The organism is Streptomyces sp. NPDC088400, assembly GCF_044753355.1.
GTDB lineage: Bacteria > Actinomycetota > Actinomycetes > Streptomycetales > Streptomycetaceae > Streptomyces.
In genome coordinates this window covers 522,195-548,398 of sequence record NZ_JBIVMZ010000002.1, presented here as the reverse complement: position 1 = coordinate 548,398, position 26,204 = coordinate 522,195, and the positions used below count along the sequence as shown (strand labels likewise).

Sequence of the window (26,204 nt, the reverse complement as noted above, 5' to 3'; positions counted from 1 at the left end):
CGTGCGCGTTGGTGCCGCTGAGGCCGAAGGAGGAGACACCCGCGCGACGCGGGCGGTCCGTCTCCGGCCACGGGATGTTCTCCGTCAGCAGGTCGATGTCGCCGGCCGACCAGTCGACATGGGACGACGGGGCGTCCACGTGCAGGGTGCGGGGCAGCACCCCGTGCCGCATGGCCATGACCGTCTTGATGAGCCCGGCGGCGCCCGCCGCCGCCTGGGCGTGGCCAAGGTTCGACTTCACCGAGCCCAGATACAGCGGGCGTTCGCGGTCCTGCCCGTACGTCGCGAGCAGGGCCTGTGCCTCGATCGGGTCGCCCAGCGTCGTACCCGTACCGTGTGCCTCCACCGCGTCGACATCAGCGGACGAGAGTCCCGCCCCCGCCAGCGCCTGCCGGATCACGCGCTGCTGCGACGGGCCGTTCGGAGCCGTCAGGCCGTTCGACGCACCGTCCTGGTTCACCGCCGAACCACGCACCACGGCCAGGATCTCGTGGCCGTTGCGCACCGCGTCGGACATCCGTTCCACGACGAGTGTGGCGACGCCCTCGGACCAGCCGGTGCCGTCCGCCGTGTCGGAGAACGCCTTGCACCGCCCGTCGGGCGACAGCCCGCCGGCGCGGGCGAATCCGGCGAAGCTGAGCGGGGTGGCCATGATCATCACCGCGCCCACGAGGGCCAGCGAGCACTCCCCGGCGCGCAGCGCCTGCATGCCCAGGTGCAGCGACACCAGCGACGACGAGCACGCCGTGTCCACGGTGACGGCGGGGCCCTCCAGGCCGAGTACGTAGGACAGCCTGCCGGAGGCGACGCTGCCCGACAGGCCCGTGGTGGCGTGTCCCTGGACGTCCACGGCGGAGTTCATGACCACGGTGGAGTAGTCGTATCCGCTGAGTCCGACGAACACACCGGTATCGCTGCCGCGCAGCCGCGTCGGGTCGATACCCGCCCGCTCGACGGCCTCCCAGGTCGTTTCGAGCAGCAGCCGCTGCTGCGGGTCCATGGCCAGCGCCTCACGCGGGCTGATCCCGAAGAAGTCCGCGTCGAAGTCGCCGGCGCGGCTCACGAATCCACCCGCCGCGACAGGACCGGAGCCGTCGGCCCCGGAGCCTCCCGGCCCCATGTCCCGTTCCCAGCCGCGGTCTTCGGGGAATCCTGAGATGGCGTCGCCGCCTGCCTCGATGAACTCCCACAGGGCCTCCGGCGTGTCGAGACCGCCGGGGAAACGGCAGCCCATGCCGACGACGACCATCGGGTCGTCGTCCGCGGCGGCCGGCGCGAGCAGGGCCGGAGCGTCCGCGTCGGCGCCCGCCTCCCCCAGCTCTCCGAGTTCCGTGAGCAGGTATGCGGCGAGCACCTGGGGGGTGGGGTGGTCGAAGACGAGCGTCGCGGGCAGCACGAGCCCGGTGACGGAGGAGAGCCGGTTGCGCAGCTCGATGGCGGTGAGCGAGTCGAAGCCCAGCCGCCGGAAGTCCTTGTCGGGGGAGACGGCCGAGACGGCGTCGCCCGGGGAGTGCCCGAGCACACCGGCGGCTTCCTGCCGTACGAGGTTCACCAGGTGGCGGGCCCGTTCCTCGGCCCGCAGTCCGCCGAGTTGTTCGGTGAGCGCGGCCCGTGTCGCCCCTCCTGCCCGGGCGGTCGCGGCGCGGCGGCCGGCGCGGAACAGGCCGCGCAGCAGCGCGGGGACGGCTCCCGGCCCGGGGCGGGGGCCGGCACCCCTGCTCGCGGTGATGGGCAGGGGGATCACCAGCGCGTCGCTCGCGCCGACGGCGGCGTCGAAGAGCGCCAGGCCCCGGTCCGTGGGGAGCAGCGGCAGGCCGGTGGAGGAGGCGCGGCGCAGGTCCTGTTCTTCGAGGTGGCTGGTCATGCCCGCGCCCTGTTCCCACGCGGGCCAGGCCAGTGATACGGCGGGCAGCCCGGCGGCGGCGCGGCGGTGGGCGAGGGCGTCCAGGAAGGCGTTGCCCGCCGCGTAGTTCGCCTGTCCCGGGGAGCCCATCACGCCCGCGACGGAGGAGTAGAGGACGAACGCGGCGAGGCCGAGGCCCTTCGTCGCCTCGTGCAGGTGCCAGGCCGCGTCCACCTTGGGCCGCAGTACGGTGTCCAGTCGTTCGGGGGTGAGCGAATCGATCACGCCGTCGTCGAGCACGCCGGCCGTGTGGACGACCGCGGTGAGCGGATGCCCGGCGGGGATCCCGGCCACCAAGGCCTGTACGGCTTCGGGGTCGGAGACGTCGCAGGCGACGACGGTGACCTCGGCGCCGTGCTCGGTCAGTTCGGCCTTCAGGTCGTGGGCGCCGGGCGCGTCCGGGCCCCGGCGCGCGGCCAGCACGAGGTGCCGTACGCCGCGTTCGGTGACCAGGTGGCGGGCGAGCGTGCCGCCGAGGCCGCCGGTGCCACCGGTGATCAGTACGGTGCCCTCGGGGTCCCACTGGGGCGGCAGGGTCAGTACGAGCTTGCCGACGTGCCGGGCCAGACTCATGTGGCGGAACGCGTCAGGTGCGCGCCGCACGTCCCAGGCGCGTACCGGCAGAGGCTCCAGCGCCCCTTCGGCGAACAGCGCGGTGAGGGCGGTCAGCATCCGCTGGATGGAGTCGGGGGCGGCCCAGCCCAGGTCGAAGGCCTGGTAGTGGACGTGGTCCGGGACACTGTCCGCGTCCCGGATGTCGGTCTTGCCCATCTCCAGGAATCGGCCGCCGGGGCCCAGCAGCCGCAGTGAGGCGTCCACGAACTCGCCGGACAGCGCGTTGAGTACGAGATCGATCCCGCCGTCACCGGCGAGGGCGGCGAAGGCCGCCTCGAAGCCGGTGGTGCGGGAGGAGGCGATACGGTCCTCGGCGACCCCGAGGTCGCGCAGTGTGTCCCACTTGCTCTCGCTCGCGGTGGCGAACACCTCCGCGCCGAGGTGGCGGGCCAGTTGGATCGCCGCCATACCGACGCCGCCCGCGCCCGCGTGGACGAGCACCTTCTGGCCGGGCCGCAGTCCGGCGAGGTCGACGAGCGCGTGGTACGCGGTGAGGAAGACGAGCGGAACGGAGCCCGCGGTCTCCCAGGACCAGTCCTCGGGGACCGGCGTCAGCTGCCGTTCGTCCACGACCACGGCCGGCCCGAATCCGCCGGACACCATGCCCATCACCCGGTCGCCCGGCCGCAGGGCGGTCGCCTCGGGACCGACCTCCGAGACCACACCGGCCGCCTCGGAACCGAACGCCTCGGCTTCGCCGGGGTACATGCCCAGGGCGTTGAGTACGTCACGGAAGTTGATGCCCGCTGCCCGTACGGACAGCCGTACTTGACGTCCCGTCAGGGGAGTCGGGGTTTCCGGGCAGGGCAGCAGGGCCAGCGCGTCCAGGCTGCCCTTCGCGGCGCTGTCGAGCCGCCAGGACTGGTTCGCGGGCGGCACGAGCGCGCCGCCCGAGGCGCCGCGCGCCAGCCGCCCGACCCGCACCTGCCCGGCGCGGATCAGCGCCTGCGGCTCGTCGAGGTCCAGCAGCCCGGGGACGCCCGGCAGTACGGACGCGGCCGCCGCCATGTCGCCGTCCAGGTCCAACAGCAGGAAGCGGCCCGGGTTCTCGGCCTGAGCGGACCGCACCAGACCCCACACGGCCGCCGCGGGCAGGTCCCGTACGTCCTCGTCCCGCGCCGCGATCGCGCCCCGGGTCACGAACACCAGGCGGGAGCGGGCGAAGCGGTCGTCGGTGAGCCATTCCCTGATCAGGCCCAGCACATGGCCCGTCAGCGCGTGGACGGCCTCCGGGCCGCCGTCGTCGTCCCCCGTCACCGGTACGGCGACGACGCCCGGCAGCTCGGCCGGGTCGCTGTCGCTCCGGGCCTCGGCACAGCCGTGCTCCGTGCCCAGCAGTGCGAGGGACGGCACGGACACGTGGGCGGTCCCGGCCGCGTCCAACGCAGCGCCGAGGCCGAGGACATCCGTGCCGGGGCCGTCCGCGCCGATGACGGCCCACCGCGCGTCGTCCGCGTCCGGCGCGGCCTGCGGGATCCAGTCGAGGTGGAACAACGACTCGGCCGCGTCGGGGCCGGCCGACGCGAGGGCGTCGGTGGACGGGGCCCGCAGGGTCAGCGAGTCCACCGTGATCACGGGCGCGCCGTGGACGTCGGCGCCGGTGACGACGACGGTTTCGGGGCCGGTCCTGACCAGCCGGGCGCGCAGCACGTCGGCGCCGGAGGCGTGCAGCGAGACGCCATGCCAGGCGAAGGGCACCAGGCGCTCGCCGGAGTCCCTCGCCACATGCAGGACCGAGTCGAGCAGTCCGGGGTGGACACCGTAGTCCCCGGCGTCGCGCACGGACTCGGGGAGGACGACCTCGGCGAACAGTTCGTCGCCGCGCTGCCAGGCGGCCCTCAGGCAGCGGAAGGAGGGGCCGAAGTCCAGGCCGGATTCGGCGTACTGGTCGTAGTAACCGTCGATGTCGACCACGGTCGCGCCGGGCGGCGGCCACTGCGTCGCGTCGAACTCGGCCACCCGCTCGTCCGGGGCGAGCCGTCCGGAGGCGTGCAGCGTCCAGGCGGCGTCGGGCGCGTCGGCGGGACGGGCGAAGAACGACATCTCGCGACGGCCCGCCTCGTCGGGCTCGCCCACCTGGATCTGTACCTGCGTCCCGCCGTGCTCGGGGAGCACGAGCGGTACGAGGAGGGTGAGTTCCTCCACCCGGTCGCAGCCGGCCTGGTCGGCGGCCCGGACGGCCAGCTCCAGGAATCCGGTGCCGGGGAAGAGGATCATGCCGCCGACCACATGGTCGGCGAGCCAGGGCTGTGCCGCCGGGGACAGTACGCCGGTCAGCGTCACCTCGTCGGCGCCGGCCACGACCATCACCGCGCCGAGCAGCGGGTGCCCGGCGGGCTCCAGTCCGGTCGCGGACAGGTCGGTGGACAGGTCGGTCCCCGAGGGCCAGTACCGCTCGTGCTGGAAGGCGTACGTCGGCAGGTCGACGCGCCGCGCGCCGGTACCCGCGTAGAACTCCGCCCAGTCCACGGCGATACCGCCCACGTGCAGCCCGGCGACGGCGGTGACCAGGGCGAGTTCTTCCGGGCGGTCCTTGCGGAGCAGCGGGAACACCGCCGCCCGCGTCGGCAGGGACTCGCGGGCCGCCGCCGAGAGCACGCCGTCGGGGCCGAGTTCGGCGAACACAGCGGCTCCGGCGTCGGACAGCGCCCTTACCCCGTCGGCGAAGCGGACGGTCTCCCGGACGTGCCGCACCCAGTACTCCGGCGAGCACAGCTCTCCCGCGTCGCCGACCCGGCCGGTCAGGTTCGACACGACGGCGATCTGCGGCTCGTGGAACTCCAGCCCGGCGAGGGCCTGTCGGAACTCCCCGAGCATCGGCTCCATCAGCGGCGAGTGGAAGCCGTACGGCACGCGTAGCCGAGTACCACGGTGGCCGCGCTCCTCCAGGCGCGCCACGATCGCGAGTACGTCGTCCTCGGCGCCGGACAGCACCACGGAGGACGGCCCGTTCACGGCGGCGATCGCCACCCGCTCGGTCAGCAGCGGGGTGACCTCGTCCTCGGCGGCCCGTACGGCGACCATCGCCCCGCCGGGGGGCAGTGCGTCCATGAGCCGGGCCCGCGCGGACACCAGTGTGCAGGCGTCGGGGAGCGACAGCACCCCGGCGACATGGGCGGCGGCGACCTCGCCGACGGAGTGCCCGGCGACGAAGTCGGCCCGTACGCCCCACGATTCGAGCAGCCGGAACAGGGCCACCTCGATCGCGAACAGCGCGGGCTGGGCGTAGCCGGTGCGGTCGAGCGCCTCCGGGTCCTCGCCCCAGATGACGTCACGGAGGCGGCTCAGGTCCGCCGCGGTGCCGTCGGCCGTACGTACCGCATCGGCCGTACGTACCGCGTCGGAGCCCTCCGCCGTGGAAGGCTCCGTGCCGCCGGCCGGTGAGAACTCCGCGAGCACCGCGTCCAGCGTCTCCGCGAACACCGGGAACCGGCCGTACAGTTCCCGGCCCATGCCGAGCCGCTGCGCGCCCTGCCCGGAGAACAGCATGGCCAGCTTCGCGCGGTCCGGGGCGGTCCCGGCCACGACGGAGGGCGCCGCGCCGTTCTCGGTCCAGGCCGTCAGGCCCTCCCGGAGGGCTTCGCGGTCCTCCGCGACGACGGCCAGCCGGTGTTCGAGGCCGGTCCTGGTCGTCGCCAGGGAGTACGCCACGTCGAGCGGGCGCGTCTCCGGCCGCCAGTCCGACTGCTCCTCCGGCCGCTCCTCCGGCCGCTCCTCCAGCAGGGACAGCGCGGCCGTTACCTGGTCGCGCAGCGCGGCCTCGGTGGCTCCGGACAGCACCCAGGGCAGCGCGGTGAGGCTCCGCCCGGGGGGCGCCGTGCTCTGCGGGGTCTCGTCGCCGAGGTCGTCGGGCGCCGCTTCGAGGATCACATGCGCGTTGGTGCCGCTGACTCCGAAGGACGACACGCCCGCTCGGCGGGGGCGGCCCGTCTCCGGCCACGCGCACGGTTCCGTCAGCAGCTTCACCGCCCCGGCGGACCAGTCCACGTGGGACGACGGGGTCTCGGCGTGCAGGGTCTTGGGGACGGTGCCGTGCCGCATCGCCATGACGGTCTTGATGACCCCGGCGACCCCGGCCGCGGCCTGGGAGTGTCCGAGGTTCGACTTGACCGACCCCAGCAGCAGCGGGGTCTCCCGCTCCTGCCCGTACGTCTCCAGGAGGCTCTGCGCCTCGATCGGGTCGCCGAGCGGGGTGCCGGTGCCGTGCCCCTCCACCACGTCGACGTCCGCCGGGGAGAGGCCGGCGGCGGCGAGCGCCTGCCGGACGACCCGGCGCTGGGACGGCCCGTTGGGGGCGGTGAAGCCGTTCGACGCGCCGTCCTGGTTGACGGCGCTGCCGCGCACCACCGCGAGCACCGAGTGCCCGTTGCGCTGTGCGTCGGACAGCTTTTCGAGGACCAGCACGCCGACGCCCTCGGACCAGCCGGTGCCGTCGGCGGAGTCCGCGAACGCCTTGCAGCGGCCGTCGCGGGCGAGCCCGCCCTGGCGGCTGAACTCGATGAGCGGCCCCGGCGTGGACATCACGTTGACGCCGCCCACGAGGGCCAGCGAGCACTCGCCGCCCCGCAGCGCCTGCGTGGCGAGGTGCAGGGCGACCAGCGACGAGGAGCACGCCGTGTCGACGGTCACCGCGGGCCCCTCCAGGCCCAGGGTGTACGACAGCCGTCCGGACACCGCGCTGGCCGCGATCCCCGTACCGACCTCACCGGTCGCGTCGTCCAGCGAGCGGACCATCAGATAGGCGTAGTCCTGGCCGTTCGTGCCCATGAAGACACCGGTCCGGCTGGAGCGCAGCGTGCTCGCGTCGATACCCGCCCGCTCGATCGCCTCCCACGAGGTCTCCAGCAGCAGCCGCTGCTGGGGATCCATCCGTACGGCCTCGCGCGGCGAGATCCCGAAGAAGCCGGGGTCGAACTGGGTGGCGCAGTCCAGGAATCCGCCCTGCTGGCTGACCTCCATGCCGCGCTCGTCGGTCTGCCCGCCGCGCAGGGCGCTCAGGTCCCAGCCCCGGTCGGTGGGGAAGCCGGAGATCGCGTCGGAGCCGGACTCCACGAGCCGCCACAGGTCGTCCGGGGAGCGCACCCCGCCGGGATAGCGGCAGCCCATGCCGACGACGGCGATCGGTTCGGTGGCCGCCGCGACCAGGTGCCTGTTCTGCCGCCGGAGGCGCTCGGCCTCTTTCATCGCGGCGCGAAGGGCCTCGACGACCTGCTCGCTGGACGTGCTCATGAGTTCCTCCGTCGCTTGGATGACTCGTCGTCGGGTCGTCGGTCTGACTCGTTGCCGGATCGCCGGCCTGGCTCGTTGCCGGATCGTCGGTCCGGCTCAGCGTCAGGTTGTCGGTCCGGCTCGTCGTCGGACTGCCCCTGGAGGGCGGCCCGTACCAGGTCGTCCAGCGCCATCGCGTCGATGGACCGCTCGTCGGGCTCATCGTCGCGCGCCGGGGCTCCGCTGTCCTGGCCCACGAGTTCGAGCAGCGGCTCCAGGAGGCCGATCTCCCGGAGCCGGCCGAGCGGCACCTTGGCCAGCAGCGACCGGATCTCCGCGTCCTCGGCCGACTCGCCGTCCTTGGCAGCCGTGGCGGGCGAACCGTCGGGGGCGAGCCGCCCGGCGATGTGTTCGGCCAGCGCCAGCGGGGTCGGATAGTCGAACACCAGCGTCGCGGCCAGGCTCAGACCGGTCGCGCCGCCGATCTGGTTACGGAGTTCGACCGCGCCGAGGGAGTCCACCCCCAGCTCGCGGAACGGCCGCTCGGCGCCGACCGCGTCGGCGCCCCGGTAGCCGAGCACCTGCGCGGAACGGGCACGGACCACGTCCAGCACCGCTTCCAGGCGCCTGGCCTCCGGCAGTTTCACCAGCCGCTCCCGCAGGGCGCCGCCTTCGGACTCGGCCGGCTCGTCGCTGCGCGAGGCCACCAGCTCCTGGTAGCCGGGCAGTTCACGGAGCAGCGCACTCGGCCGCGCCCCGCCGTACGCCCGCGCGAAGCGGTCCGGGGCGATCTCGGCGACCAGCGCGGTGGGCTCGGGCTCCGCCACCAGCCGGCGCAGCACCTCGCTCGCCAGCCGCGGATCCATCGGCGCGACACCGGCCCGGCGGGCCGCCTCTTCCGCCTGGGCCGATCCGGCCGTGCCTCCGCCGCCCCACGCACCCCAGGAGACCGAGGTCGCGGGCAGGCCGTCCGCCCGGCGCCGCTCGGCCAGGGCGTCCAGTACGGCGTTCGCCGCCGCGTAGTTGGCCTGTCCGGGGTTGCCGACGACGGCGGACGCGGAGGAGAACAGCGCGAACACGGACAGGTCCGCGTCCCGCGTCAGCTCATCGAGCAGGAGGGCCGAGGTGACCTTGGCGCGGAACACCGTCGCGAACCGCTCCGGGGTGAGCCGGTCGAGTACCCCGTCGTCCAGCACACCGGCCGCGTGCACCACGCCGGTCAGTGGCTGATCGGCGGGTACGGAAGCCAGCAGTCCGGTCAGTTGCGCGCGGTCGGCGGCGTCGCAGGCGGCGACGGTCACCCGGGCCCCGAGCGCGGTCAGTTCCTCGCGCAGGGCGTCCATCCCGGGGGCCTGCGCGCCGCGCCGGCCGGCGAGCAGCAGATGCGGTGCCCCCACCCGTGCGAGCCGCCGGGCCACATGCGCCCCGAGCGCCCCGGTTCCGCCGGTGATCAGTACGGTTCCGGTCGGCTCCCAGACGGGGACGGCCGAGGCGGGACGCGTGGTCCCGGTGACCGCCGCCAAGCCGGCTGCCTGGGCTGGTGCAGAGGCTGATTCGGTGGCCGGGGCCGGGGCCGGGATCAGCCTGCGGCCGAAGACCGCGCTCCGGCGGACCGCGACCTGGTCCTCACCGTCCCAGCCCGCCAGCACGGCCGTGAATCCGGCGGTCACCCGGTCGTCGAGTTCGGCCGGGAGGTCGATCAGACCGCCCCAGCGGTCCGGGTACTCCAACACCGCGACCCGGCCCAGGCCCCAGACGGCCGCCTGCACGGGCGCGGTCACGGCGTCCGAGCGGCCGACCGATATCGCGCCGCGCGTGACGCACCACAGCGGGGCGGTCACACCGGCGTCGCCCAGAGCCTGTACGAGCGCCGCGGTGGCGACCGTACCGGCCGGAGCGCCCGTATCCGTTCCGGTCCCGTCCATCGCCAGCAGCGAGATCACGCCGGTGAACTCACCTGCCTGATCACGGAGTTGGCCCGCCAGCACCTCACGGTCACACACCGCCACCGGCACGGGCACCACGTCGGTGCCCAGTGCCTCCAGCACCGCCCTGACCCACGGGTCGTCCGCGTACGCGGCGGGGACGACGGCGAGCCAGCTCCCGGCCGGGCGCTCGGCCGGCGCGCCGGAGAGCGGCTTCCAGATGATCCGGTGGCGCCAGCCGTCCACCGTGGACTCCTCCTGGCGCTGCCTGCGCCAGTCCAGCATCGCGGGCAGGACCCGGGACAGGGCGTCGCCTTCGACGTTCAGCGTCGATTCGAGCGCGGTGAAGTCCTCGCCCTCGACGGCCTCCCAGAAGGCGTCGTCGGCCCTTCCCGACCCGGCTCGTTCGCCGGTACGGGGCGCGGGCACGGCCTCCGGCCAGAACCGTTCGTGCTGGAAGGCGTACGTCGGCAGGTTCACCCGCTTGACCCGCCGCGCGCCGTCCGCGAAGTACGCGTGCCAGTCGACCGCGACACCGCTCAGGCGCAACCGGGCCAGGGCCGTCGCGACGGACTCCTGTTCCGGCCTCTCGCGGGGCAGGGTCGGCACCGTGGCCACGCCCTCGGGCAGTGTGGTGGCGGCCATGCCCAGCAGTGTGTTGCCGGGGCCGAGTTCCAGCAGGGTCGTGACGTCGCGGTCCGCGAGGGTGCGGACGCCGTCGGCGAAACGGACGGTCTCGCGGACGTGCCGCACCCAGTACTCCGGCGAGCACAACTCCTCGGCGGAGGCGAGGGAACCCGTCAGATTCGACACCACCGATATCTGCGGCGCATGGAACTCCAGCCCGGACAAAGCCTGTTGGAACTCTCCGAGCATCGGCTCCATCAACACCGAATGGAACGCGTGCGACACCCGCAAACGCGTCGTCCGCCGCCCCAGCCCCACAAAACGATCCGCGAGCGCGAGAACGGCATCCTCATCCCCGGACACCACGACCGACTCCGGACCATTCACCGCCGCGATCGACACTCCCGCATCCAGCAGCGGGACGACCTCGTCCTCCGGGGCCTCGACCGCCACCATCGCACCACCAGCGGGCAGACCATCCATCAAACGCCCACGCGCGGCCACCAACCGGCAGGCATCCTCCAACGAGAACACCCCCGCCACATGCGCGGCAGCGATCTCGCCCACCGAGTGACCCGCCAGATAATCCGGCACGACACCCCACGACTCGACCAGCCGGAACAGCGCCACCTCCACCGCGAACAACGCCGGCTGCGCACACCCCGTCCGATCCAGAACCTCCGGAGCATCACCCCACATCACATCCCGCAACGGACGATCCGACACGGTGTCCAGGCGGGCCAGCACCGCGTCCAACGCCTCCGCGAACACCGGGAACCGCTCGTACAACTCCCGCCCCATACCCAGCCGCTGACTCCCCTGCCCGGAGAAGAGGAAGGCCAGCTTCCCCGTCCGAGGGGCGTCCGCGCGGAGGATGTGCGGGCCGTCCCCGCCGTCGGCGAGCGCGGCCAGCGCGGCCAGCAGTTCACCGCGGTCGGTGGCCGGAAGCGCGGCCCGGTGCTCGAACAGCGCGCGGGTGGTGGCCAGCGAGTACGCCAGGTCGGCGAGCCCGAGCCCGGGACGGGCCTCGGCATGGGTGAGCAGGCGACGAGCCTGCGCGCGCAGTGCGTCCGGTGTGCGGGCGGAGAGCAGGACCGGTACGGTCTCGCCCGTCTCTCCCGAGATCGTCCCTTCCTGAGGCGTCTGTCCCTGAGGCATCTCTTCCTGAGGCGCCTGCTCCAGGATCACGTGCGCGTTCGTCCCGCTGGCGCCGAACGAGGAGACACCGGCCCGGCGCGGGCGGCCGGAGTCCGGCCACGCGGCGGGTTCGGTCAGCAGTCGCGCGGCGCCCGCGCTCCAGTCCACGTGGGACGAGGGGGTGTCGGCGTGCAGGGTCTTCGGCAGCAGGCCGTGCCGCAGCGCCTGGATCATCTTGATCACGCCCGCGGCGCCCGAGGCGGCCTGGGTGTGACCGATGTTGGACTTCACCGAGCCCAGCAGCAACGGACGCTCCCGGTCCTGCCCGTAGGTCGCCAGCAGCGCCTGGGCCTCGATCGGGTCGCCCAGCGTCGTACCCGTACCGTGCGCCTCGACCGCGTCGACATCGGCGGGGGCGAGCCCGGAGCTCGCCAACGCCCGCTGGATCACTCGCTGTTGGGACGGGCCGTTCGGGGCGGTGAGGCCGTTGGACGCGCCGTCCTGGTTGATCGCCGAGCCACGGAGCACGGCCAGCACGGGGTGGCCTTCGCGGCGTGCGTCCGAGAGCCGTTCGATCACCAGCATGCCCACGCCCTCGGCCCAGCCGGTACCGTCCGCGTCCTCGGAGAACGCCTTGCAGCGGCCGTCCGGCGAGAGCGCGCCCTGGGCGCTGAACTCCACGAAGCCGACCGGGGTCGACATCACGGTCACACCGCCGGCCAGCGCGACCGAGCACTCCCCCGACCGCAGTGCCTGCGCGGCGAGGTGCAGGGCGACCAGCGACGACGAGCAGGCGGTGTCGACGGAGACGGTGGGGCCCTGGAGACCGAAGGTGTAGGCCAGTCGGCCGGACAGGAGGCTCGCCGACTGCGCGGTCTCCCACCGGCCCAGATGCTCCGGCAGGCGATAGTCGCCGCTGCCGCCGCCGACGAACGCGCCCGCGTCGGTCCCGCGCAGCGTGGCCGGGTCGATACCGGCTCCTTCCAGCGCCTCCCAGGCGGATTCGAGTACGAGGCGCTGCTGCGGGTCCATGACGAGGGCTTCGTGCGGGGAGATCCCGAAGAAGCCGGGGTCGAAGTCGGCCGCGTCGTGCAGGAAGCCTCCGCTGCGGGTGACGCTGCCTCCGGAGCCGCCCCCGTCGAGCAGGGCGTCGAAGTCCCAGCCACGGTCCACGGGCATGTCGCCGACGGCGTCGGTGCCGTCCATGACCAGTGCCCAGAGGTCTTCCGGCGACCGCACCCCGCCGGGGAACCGGCAGCTCATCCCGACGATCACGATCGGGTCGTCGGCCGTACGGACGTCCGGCGGCGCCGGGACGGCCGGGGCCCCGGGGGCGGTCCGCCCGCCGAGCAGCCCGGCCAGCAGATGCTCGGCCAGTTCGATCGGGGTCGGGAAGTCGAACACGGCGGTGGCGGGCACCCTCAGTCCGGTCGCCCGGGTGAGCTGGTTGCGCAGGTCGACGGCCGTCAGCGAGTCGAACCCGAGGTCCCGGAACGGCAGACCGGCCTCCACGGCGCGCGCGTCCGTGTGCCCGAGCACCAGGGCGCTCTCCTCGCGGACCAGGGTGAGCAGTTCGCCGAAACGCTCGGCCTCGGGCAGGCCCAGGAGCCGGTCCCGAAGCTCGGTCGTGGCGGTTCCCGCTCCCCCGGCGGCCTCGCCGCCGTCCCCCCGGTCCCGGTCCCGGTCGGCGGCGGCGAGCGCCGCGCGGGCCTCCGGCAGACCGGCCAGCAGCGCGCCGGTGCCGGCTTCGGCGAAGGCGGGAGCGAAGACCTCCCACTTCACGTCGGCCAGGGTCAGCGACGCCTCGCCGCCCGCGACCGCCCGGCCGAGTGCCACGAGCGCCGTGTCCGTGGGCAGTACGGGCAGTCCGCTGGCCCGCAGATGGCCGGTGAGGGACCGCTCGGTGGCTTCCTCCCACGCACCCCAGGCGACGCACAGCGCGGCCGTGCCACGGTCGCGCCGTCGCTGCGCCATGGCCTCCAGGACGGCGCCCGTCGCCGCCTCGGTGGACCGGCCCCGTACACCCCACACTCCGGCGACCGAGCTGAACAGTACGTACGCTTCCAGCTCCCGGCCGGTGAGCAGTTCGTCGAGATGGGTCACCCCGGCCAGCGCCTGGTCCAGGGTGTCGCCGGCGGGCTCCTCCGCGTGTACGACGGTGGTGAGCGCGCCGTCCGGGAGGGCGTCGAGTACGACGGCCAGTTGGTCGCGGTCGGCGGTGTCGCAGGCCAACACCGTTGCCCTGGAGCCCAGTTCGGCTTCGAGTTCCGCCGCCGTCGAGGTGTCACGGCCGATGAGGACGAGGTGTTCGGTGCCTTCGAGGACCAGCCGGCGCGCCACCCGCAGAGCGATGGGGCCGGTGCCGATGACCAGTGCGGTACCGGAGGGGGTCCAGGTCGTGGTGGGTGCCTCGGCACGGACGAGACGCCTGGCGAATGCCCCGGAGGGGCGGAGCGCGATCTCGTACTCACCGGCGCGGTCGATCCGCGACCCGTTGGTTCCCTCGCCCATTCCCTCGGCCGCGAGGCGCTCCGTCAGGTGTGCCGCCAGGTGCTCTGCCAGGTGCGATGCCAGGCGTTCCGGGCTCGAAGAGTCCTGCGAGTCAGGGCCTGGGCGCTCGTCCGGCTCGTCCGGCTCCTCCACCGCCATGTCGATGACGCCGCCCCATCGTTCGGGGTGCTCCAGGGCGGCCACTCGTCCCGCGCCCCACAGCGCCGCCTGGCGCGGGTCCTCGATCCGGTCCTCGGGCAGCGCCTTCACCGCGCCCCGGGTGACACACCACAGCGGCGCGGTGATCCCGGCCGCCGCCAGTTCCTCCAGCAGCTCCAGCGGTCCGGCCTCGGGCGAGGCCGACAGCGAGACCACACCGGCGAAGTCCGTACGGTCGATGTCGGCCACCCGGCGGGCCACGTGCGCGGCCTCGTCGCCCAGTGCCCCGGCGATGGCGACGGCCCACGGGTCCTCGGCCTCCGCGAGCACCAGCCAGGGGCCGGGCGCGGCCTCCGTGTCCCGCTCGGTATCCGTGTCTCGTACGGCTGCCGAGTCCAGCGCGGCCACCGTGTCCCGTACGGTCACCGGCTCCCAGCTCGCCCGGTACCGCCAGCCGTCCGCGACGGCGCCCTCGCGCCTGCGCCGGTTCCACGACGACAGCGCGGTCAGCGCCGGGGCGATCGCCGTCGCCGCGTCGCCTTCGAGGCCGAGCGTCGCCGTCAGCGCACCCAAGTCCTCGCGCTCGACGGCCGACCAGAATTCGGCGTCGGCCGGGTCGGCAGGATCAGCCTGGGCCGTCGGCGCCGGTTCGGGCCAGAACCGCCGCCGCTGGAAGGCGTAGGTCGGCAGAGCGACCCGTTCCGCGCCCGTCCCGGCGAAGAACGCGCGCCAGTCGATGGCGACGCCGTGCACATGGAGCCGGGACAGGGCGGTCACCAGCGCGGTTTCCTCGCCGTGGTCGCGGCGCAGCACCGGTACGACCGGCGGTCCTTCGACGAGCCGGGCCATGGCGGCGGACAGGGCGCCGTCGGGGCCGAGTTCGACGTACGCGCTCACGCCCGCGTCGTGCAGGGTGCGTACGCCGTCGGCGAAGCGGACGGTCTCGCGGACGTGCCGCACCCAGTACTCCGGCGAGCACAACTCCTCAGCCGTGGCGAAGACACCCGTCAGATTCGACACCACGGACATCTGCGGCGCATGGAACTCCAGCGCGGACAAGGCCTGTTGGAACTCCCCGAGCATCGGCTCCATCAACACCGAATGGAAGGCGTGCGACACCCGCAGACGCGTCGTCCGCCGCCCGAGCCCCGCAAGATGATCCGCGAGCGCGAGGACAGCGTCCTCATCGCCGGAGACGACAACCGACTCCGGACCATTGACCGCAGCGATCGACACCCGTTCGGTCAACAGCGAGGTGACCTCGTCCTCGGCGGCCTCCACCGCCACCATGGCACCACCAGCCGGCAGACCATCCATCAGCGCCGCACGCGCGGCCACCAACCGGCAGGCATCCTCCAGCGAGAACACCCCCGCCACATGCGCCGCCGCCACCTCGCCGATCGAATGACCCGCGACATAATCCGGCACCACACCCCACGACTCGACGAGCCGGAACAGCGCCACCTCCACCGCGAACAACGCCGGCTGCGCACACCCCGTACGCTCCAGAACCTCCGGAGCATCACCCCACATCACATCCCGCAACGGACGATCCGACACGGTGTCGAAGCAGGCCAGCACCGCGTCCAACGCCTCCGCGAACACCGGGAACCGCTCGTACAACTCCCGTCCCATCCCCAGCCGCTGACTCCCCTGACCGGAGAAGACGAAGGCGACGGGGCCGCGCGCGCCGCGTGCGACGCCGCGCGCGATCTCCGTCGTTCCGTCCTCGGCGGGCAGCAGTACCGCGCGGTGCGCGAAGGCGGAGCGGGCCGTCGCCAGTGAGTGGGCGATGTCGGCGGCGGGCAGTTCGGGGTGGCGCCCGGTGAAGGAAGCGAGGCGTGTGAGCTGGGCGTTGAGCGCCTCGGCGGTCTTGCCCGAGACGACCCAGGGCAGCACGGCCCGGTTGCTCGCCGGATGGTGAGGACCTTCGGTGTCTTCGGTGTCTTCGGGCTCAGGCGGCGCGCTCGGTGCCTGCTCGATGATGACGTGGGCGTTCGTACCGCTCATGCCGAACGCCGATACGCCCGCCCGGCGCGGCCCGCCGGTCTCGGGCCACGCGGTGGGCGCGGTGAGCAGGTCGAGTTCGCCGGAGGCCCAGGCGATGTGCGGGGAGGGGACGTCCGCGTGGAGCGTCTTCGGCAGGGTGCCCCGCTGCATCGCCAGGACCATCTTGATGACGCCGGCGGCGCCGGCCGCGGCCTGGGTGTGGCCGAGGTTCGACTTCACCGAGCCCAGCAGCAGCGGGCGTTCGCGGTGCTGCCCGTAGGTCGCGAGCAGCGCGTGCGCCTCGATCGGGTCGCCCAGCGTCGTACCCGTACCGTGCGCGTCGACAGCGTCGATGTCGGTGTGGTCGAGTCCCGCGTCGGCCAGCGCCTGCCGGATGACCCGCTGCTGCGACGGGCCGTTGGGGGCGGTGAGGCCGTTGGAGGCACCGTCCTGGTTGACGGCGGTGCCCCGGACGATGCCGCGGACCTCGTGCCCGTTGCGCAGGGCGTCGGAGAGCCGTTCCAGGACGAGCACGCCGGCGCCCTCCGACCAGGAGGTGCCGTCCGCGTCGCCGGAGAACGGCTTGCAGCGGCCGTCGGGGGCGAGGCCGCCCTGAGCGCTGAATTCCACGAAGGCGTCGGGCCGCGACATCACCGACACGCCTCCCGCGAGCGCCAGCGAGCACTCGCCGCCGCGCAGCGCCCGGGTGGCCCAGTGCAGGGCCACCAGCGAGGCGGAGCAGGCGGTGTCGACCGTGACGGCCGGGCCTTCGAGCCCGAGTACGTACGACACACGTCCCGACAGGACGCTCGCGGTGTTGCCGGTGGCCGCGTACCCCTGGACGTCCTCGGAGCCGCCGCGCAGTACGTCGGTGTAGTCCTGGCCGTTGGTGCCGACGAAGACTCCCGTCGCGCTCCCGCGCAGCGAACCGGGGTCGATGTCGGCTCGTTCCAGCGCTTCCCACGACGTCTCCAGCAGCTGCCGCTGCTGCGGGTCCATGGCCAGCGCCTCGCGCGGGGAGATTCCGAAGAATCCGGCGTCGAAGTCGGCCACACCACTGAGGAATCCGCCCTCGCGGGTGGTGGAGGCCCCGGCCGCGAGCGCGTCCAGGTCCCAGTGCCGGTCGGTGGGGAACGGCGAGATCGCGTCGCGGCCCTCGGCGAGCAGCTCCCAGAGGTCGTCGGGGGAGGTCACGCCGCCGGGGAAGCGGCAGCCGATGCCGACGATCGCGATCGGGTCGTCGGCCGTGTGGGCGGTGGCCGGTCCCCTCGCCGGGGCGTCGGGTGCCGTGTGTTCCGGCAGCGATCCGAGCAGTTCGGCGAGGAGGAAGTCGGCCAGCTCCTGCGGGGTCGGGTAGTCGTAGACGAGTGAGGCGGGCAGGGTCAGGCCGGTGCCCGCGGCGATTCCGTTGCGCAGCTCCAGTGTGGTCAGCGAGTCGAAACCGAGGTCCCGGAAGCTACGGTCGGCCTCGACGGCGCGTAGGTCGGTATGGCCGAGGACCGCGGCGACCTGGGTGCGCAGCAGGTCGAGCAGGAATCGGCCGCGTTCGGCGTCGGGCATGCCCGCAAGCCGTTCGCGCAGTTCCGACTCGCCGGGTGCCTGAGCGGCGTCGGTGCCACCGCCGTTGGCGAGGATCCGCCGCGTCTCGGGCAGGTCGCTGACGAGCGGGGCGGGCCGGGCGGAGGTATGGGCGGGGACGAAACGGTCCCAGTCGATGTCGGCGACGGTGAGCGTGGAGTCGTCGTGTTCGACGGCCGCGCGGAGGGCGGAGACGGCGAGGTCCGGGTCGAGGGGCGTGAATCCGCCGCGCCGGACGCGGCGTTCGATGTCGGCCACCTCGTCGGGACCGCTGGTGCCGCCAGTGCCGCTGATACCACTGGTGTCGCTGGTGCCGCCGATACTGCTGGTGCCACTGGTACCGCTGACCATGCCGGATCCGGCCCAGGGGCCCCAGGCGATCGAGACAGCGGTGCGGCCACGGGACCTGCGGTGCTCGGCGAGGGCGTCCAAGTAGGCGTTGGCGGCGGCGTAATTGCCCTGTCCGGCCGCGCCGATGACACCCGCTGTGGACGAGAAGAGGACGAACGCCGACAGCTCGGCGTCCTCGGTCAGTACGTCGAGGTTCCGCGCCGAGACGGCCTTGGCACGCAGTACGGCGGCGAAGTCGTCCGGTGTCAGGTCGTCGACGACGCGGTCCTGGAGCACACCGGCGGTATGGACGACGGCGGTGAGCGGAAGGTCCTCGGGGATGTCGGCGAGGACGGCGGCGAGGGCGTCCCGGTCGGCGGCGTCGCAGGCCGCGACGGTGACCCGGGCGCCGAGTCCGGTGAGTTCCCGGCGCAGTTCGGCGGCGCCGGGTGCGTCTTCTCCCCGACGGCTGATCAGCAGCAGATGCGGCACGCCCTCGCTGGCCAGCCAGCGGGCCACGTGCCCACCGAGACCACCGGTGCCACCGGTGACCAGGACAGTGCCGCCGGGAGTGAACTCGGTCGCCCGGTCCGCCGCCCGGTCCGCCGTCGCGGGGCTGTGCGCGAGCCTGCGCGCGAACACGCCGGAGGCGCGTACGGCGACCTGGTCCTCGCCGGTGCCCGCCAGCACGCCCCGGAGCCGACGGACCGTGGCCTGGTCGATCCGCTCGGGCAGGTCGATCAACCCGCCCCAGCGGCCGGGGTGTTCGAGGGCTACGACACGGCCCAGGCCCCAGACGGCGGCCTGGGCGGGCCGGTGCACGGGCTCGGAGCGGCCGACCGACACGGCGCCCCGGGTGGCGCACCACAACGGTGCGTCGATCCCGGCGTCGCCGAGGGCCTGGAACACGGCGGCGGTACGGGCGGAGGCGCCCCCGGCGCCGAAGTGACCGCCGTCGGCCAGGCCACCGTCAAACGAGTCGCCGTCGAGCGAATCGCCGTCGAGCGAATCGCCGTCGACCGAATCACCATCGAACGAATCGGCGTTGAACGAATCGCCGTCGCCGAGGGCCAGCAGGGACAGCACTCCGGCGAACTCACCGTCCTCGTCCCGCAGTCGGCCCGCGAGGTCCTCCCGGTCCGCGTCCGCCCCGGCGACCTCGACGCGTACGGTCCGCGCGCCGAGTCCGTCGATCACGGCGGTCACCCATGCGTCGTCCTCGGACCCGGCGGGGGTGAGGACGAGCCACCGGCCCGGCAGAGCCCGGGACATCGACGTGGCACTGGTCGGCTTCCAGACCACCTGGTAGCGCAGCGCGTCCACCGTCGACCTGGCACGGCGGCGACGGCGCCACGAGGACAGGACGGGCGTCAGCACGCTCGCCGCCTCGGCGTCCAGGTCCAGCGTGGCGGCCAGCGAGTCCGCGTCCTCGCGCTCCACCGCGGACCAGAACACGGTGTCCGCCGCGTCCTCCGAAGCGGCGGGGCCGGGGCCCGGGGCCACGAGCGCCGGTTCCGCCCAGAACCGCTGCCGTTGGAACGCGTAGGTGGGCAGTTCGATCCGTCGCGCGCCCGTTCCGGCGAAGAAGCCGGACCAGTCCACGGGCACGCCCGCCACATGGACGCCCGCCTGTGCGGCGGTGACGGCGAGCACCTCGTCACGGTCCCGGCGCAGCGCCGGTATCACCGTGGTGCGCGCTCGCGCCTCGTCGTCCAGGCACTCCCGGGTCATCGCGCTGAGCACGCCGTCCGGGCCGACCTCGACGAAGGTGCGTACGCCCCGCTCGGCGAGTGTGGTCACCCCGTCGGCGAACCGTACGGTGCCGCGGACATGCCGTACCCAGTAGTCCGGCGAGCACAGTTCCTCGTCGGTGGCGAGTTCGCCGGTCACGGTGGAGACGAGGGGGATCGACGCCGGGTGGTAGGAGACGCGGGCGGCGACGGCGGCGAAGTCGTCCAGCATGGCGTCCATGTGCGGCGAGTGGAAGGCGTGGCTCACCCGGAGCCGCTTGGTCCGCCTGCCGCGCGCGGCGAGTTGGGCCGCGATCTCCTCGACGGCGTCCTCGTCCCCGGAGATCACCAGTGACGAGGGGCCGTTGACGGCCGCGAGGGAGACCCGGTCGGTGAGCAGCGGGGTGACGTCGTCCTCGGTGGACTCGACGGCGACCATCGCCCCGCCGGCGGGCAGTTCCTCCATCAGCCGGCCGCGCGCGGCGACCAGCGCACAGGCGTCCGCGAGTGAGAACACACCCGCGACGTGTGCGGCGGCGAGTTCCCCTACGGAGTGCCCGGCGAGGTAGTCGGGGGCCGTACCCCAGGATTCGAGGAGCCGGAAGAGCGCCACCTCGATCGCGAACAGCGCGGGCTGGGTGTGGCCGGTCCGGTCGAGCCGCGCCGCCTCGGGTGTCCCGTCGGCGGCGAACATGACCTCGCGCAGGGGGCTGGCCAACTCGGTGTCGAGGTGGGCCAGTACGGCGTCCAGGGCATCGGCGAAGACCGGGAACCGCTCGTACAGCTCACGGCCCATGCCGGGGCGCTGGCCCCCCTGTCCGGTGAACAGGAAGGCGAGGCGGCCCTGGCCCGTGCCTCCGCCGGCCCCGCCCCGTACGACGCTCGCGTCGCTCTTGCCGTCGCGCAGGGCCAGCAGGCCACGGCGCAGGCCGTCCTGGTCGCGGGCGACGACGGCCGCGCGGCGCTCGAAGCTCGACCGGTGCAGGGCCTGCGAGTACGCGATGTCGGTGAGGCGCGTCCCCGGCCGGTCCTCGACCAGGGAGAGCAGACGGTCGGCCTGCGCCCGCAGCGCGTCGTCGCTACGCCCGGAGAGCACGACGGGCACGGTCTCCTCGTGGAGCGCGGGCGCGGGCGCGGGTGCCGACGCGGGACTCTCACGACTCTCCGCCGTCAACTCGTCAACGGGCGGCGCCTGTTCGAGGATGGTGTGCACATTGGTGCCGCTGATCCCGAAGGACGAGACACCGGCGCGGCGCGGGCGCCCGGTCTCGGGCCAGTCGGTGGGCTCGCCCAGCAGCTCCACCGCGCCGGCCGACCAGTCCACGTGGGACGACGGGGTGTCGGCGTGCAGGGTCGGCGGGAGGACACCATGGCGCAGCGCCATCACCATCTTGATGACGCTCGCCACGCCCGAAGCGGCCTGGGTGTGACCGATGTTGGACTTCACCGAGCCCAGCAGCAGCGGCCTCTCCCGGTCCTGCCCGTACGTCGCGAGCAGCGCCTGGGCCTCGATCGGGTCGCCGAGCGCGGTCCCGGTGCCGTGCCCCTCGACGGTGTCGATGTCCGCCGACGCCAGCCCGGCGCCGGCCAGGGCGGCGCGGATGACGCGCTGCTGCGACGGGCCGTTGGGGGCGGTCAGTCCGTTGGAGGCGCCGTCCTGGTTGACCGCGCTGCCCCGGACCACGGCGAGGATCGGGTGCCCGTTGCGCTGGGCGTCCGACAGGCGCTCCACGAGCACCATGCCGACGCCCTCGGCGAGCGCCATGCCGTCGGCGGAGTCCCCGTACGCCTTGCAGCGGCCGTCGGGAGCCAGCGCCCGCTGGCGGCTGAAGCCGATGAAGGTGTTCGGCGTGGACATGAGGCTCACACCGCCCGCGAGGGCGAGCGTGCTCTCGCCGTTGCGCAGCGACTGGCAGGCCAGGTGCAGCGCGGTCAGGGAGGACGAACAGGCGGTGTCCAGGGTGACGGCGGGGCCCTCCAGGCCGAGCAGGTAGGAGACCCGGCCGGACAGCACGCTGGAGAGCGTGCCGGTGACGGCGTGCCCGTCCACGCCGTCCGAACCGTCGCCGCCGGACGCGCCGCTCGCCTGGTAGTCCTGGTAACTGGCGCCGATGAACGCGCCGGTCAGCGTGGAGCGCACGCTTTCCGGGACGATTCCCGCGCGTTCGAACGCCTCCCACGCCGTCTCCAGCAGCAGCCGCTGCTGCGGGTCCATCGTCACGGCCTCGCGCGGCGAGATTCCGAAGAATCCGGGGTCGAAGTCGGCGGCCCGGTGCAGGAATCCGCCCTGTGCGCTGTAGGTACGCCCGGGGGTGTCCGGGTCCGGGTCGTACAGCGCGTCGGTGGACCAGCCGCGGTCGGCGGGGAAGCCGGAGATCGCGTCCGTACCGCCCATGACGAGTTCCCACAGCTCTTCCGGCGAGTCGGCCTCACCCGGGTAGCGGCAGCTCATGCCGATGATGGCGATGGGCTCGTCGGTGGTCCGCGCCGAGGCCGAGCCCGGGGCGGAGGAGGCGGTCAGCGGCTGGTCGCCCTGGTCGCCGCTGATCTCGGCACGCAGGAAACCGGCCAGCGAGACGGGGGTCGGGTAGTCGAACACCATGGTCGCCGGCAGGCTGAGCCCGGTGATGGCGGCGAGCCGGTTGCGCAGGTCGACGGCGGTCAGCGAGTCGAAGCCGACCTCGCGGAACGCGCGCCGCTCGGCCACCGTCTCGACCGAGCTGTGGCCGAGCACGGCCGCCGCCTGGCCCCGTACGGTCTCCAGCAGCAGCCGGTCGCGCTCGACGGGCGGCAGGGCGGCCAGCTTCGCCGAGAACTCGCCCCTGCCCGCCTGCCCGGCCTGCTGTTCGGCGGCCTCCACCAGCTGCCGGACCTCGGGCACCTCGTCGAACAGCGCCGTCGGCCGGACCGAGCCGAACACCGGGTAGTAGCGGTCCCAGTCCACGTCGGCGATGGCGATCGCGGTCTCGCCGTCGTCCATCGCGCGCCGCATCCCGGTCAGCGCCAGGTTCGCGTCCATGAACTCCAGGCCGGTGCGCCGGACTTGGTCCGGGGCGACCCGGCCGATGCCCATCTCGTTGGCCCAGATGCCCCAGTGCACGGAGGTCGCCGCCATCCCCCGGGAGCGCCGGTTCATGGCCAGCGCGCCGAGGTAGGCGTTGCCCGCCACGTAGGCGGCGTGCTGGCCACTGCCCCACATGCCCGCGACGGACGAGAAGAGGACGAAGGCGTCCAGCTCGGTGTCCGCCAGGAGTTCGTCCAGGTTCCGCGCGCCGGCGACCTTGGCGTGCATGACCCTGGCGAACGCCGCCATGTCGGTCTGCGCCAGGGTGTGCAGCTCGATGACGGCGGCGGCGTGGATGACGGTGCGCAGGGTGTGGCCGTCGGCTGTCAGCCGGTCCAGCAGCGCGCCCAAGGCCTCGCGGTCGGTGATGTCGCAGGCGGCGACGGTGACGTCGGTGCCCTGCACTGCCAGTTCGTCGACCAGTTCGGCGGCGCCGGGCGCGTCGGGGCCCCGGCGGCTGACGAGGACGATCCGCTCGGCGCCCTGGCCCGACAGCCAGCGGGCGACGTGCGGGCCGAGCGTGCCGGTGCCGCCGGTGACCAGCACCGTGCCGCGCGGCGACCACGTTCCGCGCGGTTCGTGATCGCCGGTACGGGCGCGGACGATGCGCCGGGTCAGCACGCCGGAGGCACGGAGGGCGAGTTGGTCCTCGCCGAGTGTGCCGCCGGCCCCGGCCGCTTCGGCCGCGTCTGTCCGTACTCCTGCTCCTGCTCCTGCGAGTACGGCGGCGAGCCGCTGTCCTGCCCGGTCGTCCACGACCTCCGGCAGATCCATCGCGCCGGCGTAGAAACGCGGGTGTTCCAGCGCAGTGGTCCAGCCGATGCCGAGCGTCTGGGCCTGGACCGGGCGGATGACCCGGTCGGAACGGCCCGTGGAGACCGCGCCCCGGGTCAGGCACCACAGGGGCGTCTCGGCGCCGGTGTCCTCCAGGGCCTGTACGAGGGCGACGGTGAGGGCCGTACCGGTGGCGAGTTCGGGATACGCCGCGCAGGGCTCCTCGGCGGCGGCGAGCAGGGAGACGATCCCGGCGACAGGTCCGGCGTCGGTGGCGTCTCCGCCCAAAGCGGACGGGTCGGTGCTCTCGCACGCGCCCGTCAGCCGGGACGCCAACACCTCGCGGTCCAGGCAGGATTCGTCCAGCGTCAGCCGACGCACGTGCGCACCGTGCGCCTGAAGCGCGGCCACCACATCCGCGCCGCTGCCCTTGCCGACCTCGGCTCCGGACACGGCCTCGGAATCGGACTCGGACACGGCCTCGGGCTCGGGCTCGGCGGTGACAACCAGCCACGTACCCGAGAGCGTCGCCCGGGGCAGGGCGGGCAGCGGCGTCCAGCTGACCCGGTAGCGCCAGTCGTCCACGGTGGACTGCTCGTGCCTGCGCCGACGCCAGGCGGTGAGTCCGGGGAGGATCGCGGCGAGCGCGTCCTCGTCGACATTCAGGCTCTCGGTGAGGCCCGCGAGGTCCGCCCGCTCGACGGCGGACCAGAAGGCCGCGTCCGCCGGGTCGGCCGTCCCGGTCCGCTCCGCCTCGCCGGGCCGTACCCACAACTCCTGGTGCTGGAACGGGTACGTGGGCAGGTCGACCCGCTTCGCCGCCGGGCCGAAGGCAGCGGTCCAGTCGACGTTCACGCCCCGTACGAAGGCCTCGGCGAGCGAGGTCAACACGCGGCGCGTCCCGTCCTCGCCACGGCGCAGCGTGCCGACGGCGACGGCCGGGACGTCGGCTTCCTCGATCTGGGCCTGGACACCCATGGTCAGCACCGGATGAGCGCTGACCTCGATGAACGCGCGGTGCTGCTCTTCCAGCAACCGCGCGACGGCGGGCGCGAAGCGCACGGTCTGCCGGAGGTTGCGGTACCAGTACGCGGCGTCCATGCCGCTCGTGTCGAGCCAGTCGCCGGTCACGGTGGAGAGCAGGGGTACGAGCGAGGCGCGCGGGGTGACCGGCGCCAGCTCGGTGAGCAGCTCGTCGTGCAGATCCTCGACGTGCGCGGAGTGCGAGGCGTAGTCCACCGCGATCTTCCGCACCCGTACGCCGTCCTCGGTCAGGCGGGCGAAGCACTCGTCCAGCGCCTCGGGATCGCCGCACACCACCACGGAACCAGGGCCGTTGACGGCCGCGACCGACAGCCGCCCGTCCCACGACGCGTCCAGCCGGTCCTGTGCCTCGTCGGCGGACAGCGCCACGGACATCATGCCGCCGCGCCCCGCGAGGCGCCGGCCGATGGCCTGGCTGCGCAACGCCACCACGCGGGCGCCGTCCTCCAGGGACAGCGCACCCGAGACGACCGCCGCAGCGATCTCGCCCTGCGAGTGGCCGACGACCGCGTCCGGGACGACGCCGTACGACTCCCACACGGACGCCAGCGCCACCATGACCGCGAACGACACCGGTTGCACGACGTCGACACGTTCCAGGGTCGGCGCGCCGGGCTTCTGCCGTACGACATCCTCCGACGACCAGTCCACGAACCGGTCCAGGGCCGCCGCGCACTCGGCGAAGCGCTCCGCGAACACCGGTGACCGGTCGAGGAGAGCGGCGCCCATGCCCGCCCACTGCGTGCCCTGCCCGGGGAAGACGAACACCGTCTTCCCGTCGACGTCGGCCTCGCCTCGGACAACGGGAGCCGACGGGTCTTCCTCGGCGAACGTGGCCAGTGTGGCTGCCAGTTCGGCGGAATCCGCGCCGACGGCGACCGCGCGCTGCTCGAAGAGCGACCGCGAGGTCACCAGCGACAGGCCGATGTTCGCCGACCGCGTGTCGAGTTCTGCCGACTCCTCGTCCGGGTGCGCTGGTTCCTCGTCGAGGTGCGATACGAGGGCGGCTGCCCGGTCCCGCAGCGCGGCTCCGTCACGTGCCGACAGCACCCACGGAACGACGGCCGGTCCGGAGCCGGTGAGCCGCGTGACGGGGGCGAGGTCATCCTGAGCAAGGGCGTCGGGGGCGAGTGCGTCGGGGGCGTCAGGAATGGGGGAACGCTCGGCTTCGGCCTCCACGGGGGCCTGTTCCAGCACCGCGTGAGCGTTCGTACCGCTGATTCCGAACGACGACACGGCGCACCGGCGCGGCTGCCCGGCCTCGGTCTCCGGCCACGGCATCGGCTCGGAGAGCAGCCGGAGGGCGCCGGAGGACCAGTCCACGCGCGACGACGGCGTATCCACGTGCAGGGTCGGGGGCAGGACGCCCCGTCGCAGCGCCATGACCATCTTGATGACGCTCGCGACACCCGCCGCCGACTGGGTGTGCCCGATGTTGGACTTCACCGAGCCCAGCCACACCGGCCGCTCCGGGGCCCGGTCCCGGCCGTACGTCGCGAGCAACGCCTGGGCCTCGATCGGGTCGCCGAGCGGCGTGCCGGTGCCGTGTGCCTCCACCGCGTCGATCTCGGCGGCCGAGACCCGGGCGGTGGCCAGCGCCTTGCGGATCACGCGTTGCTGCGAGGGGCCGT

At 73.6% G+C, this 26,204-nt stretch carries 2 protein-coding genes (both cut by a window edge); both read right to left on the bottom strand.

Annotation, left to right across the window (positions count from 1 at the left end; all coding sequences use genetic code 11):
* A protein-coding gene (locus tag ACIQD6_RS07135; protein ID WP_401879092.1) for a type I polyketide synthase crosses the window boundary here: on the bottom strand, positions 1-7,747 show its 5' portion. The gene continues 8,978 nt to the left of window position 1, outside the view; 7,747 of the gene's 16,725 nt are visible here — the first part of the coding sequence; its start codon is at positions 7,745-7,747; its stop codon lies off the left edge, out of view.
* Positions 7,744-26,204: the end of a type I polyketide synthase gene (locus tag ACIQD6_RS07130; protein ID WP_401879089.1), read on the bottom strand. It continues 21,202 nt past the right edge of the window; the window shows 18,461 of its 39,663 coding nt (coding positions 21,203-39,663); the start codon falls outside the window, past its right edge; its stop codon occupies positions 7,744-7,746. The genes ACIQD6_RS07135 and ACIQD6_RS07130 overlap by 4 nt, the downstream gene beginning before the upstream one ends.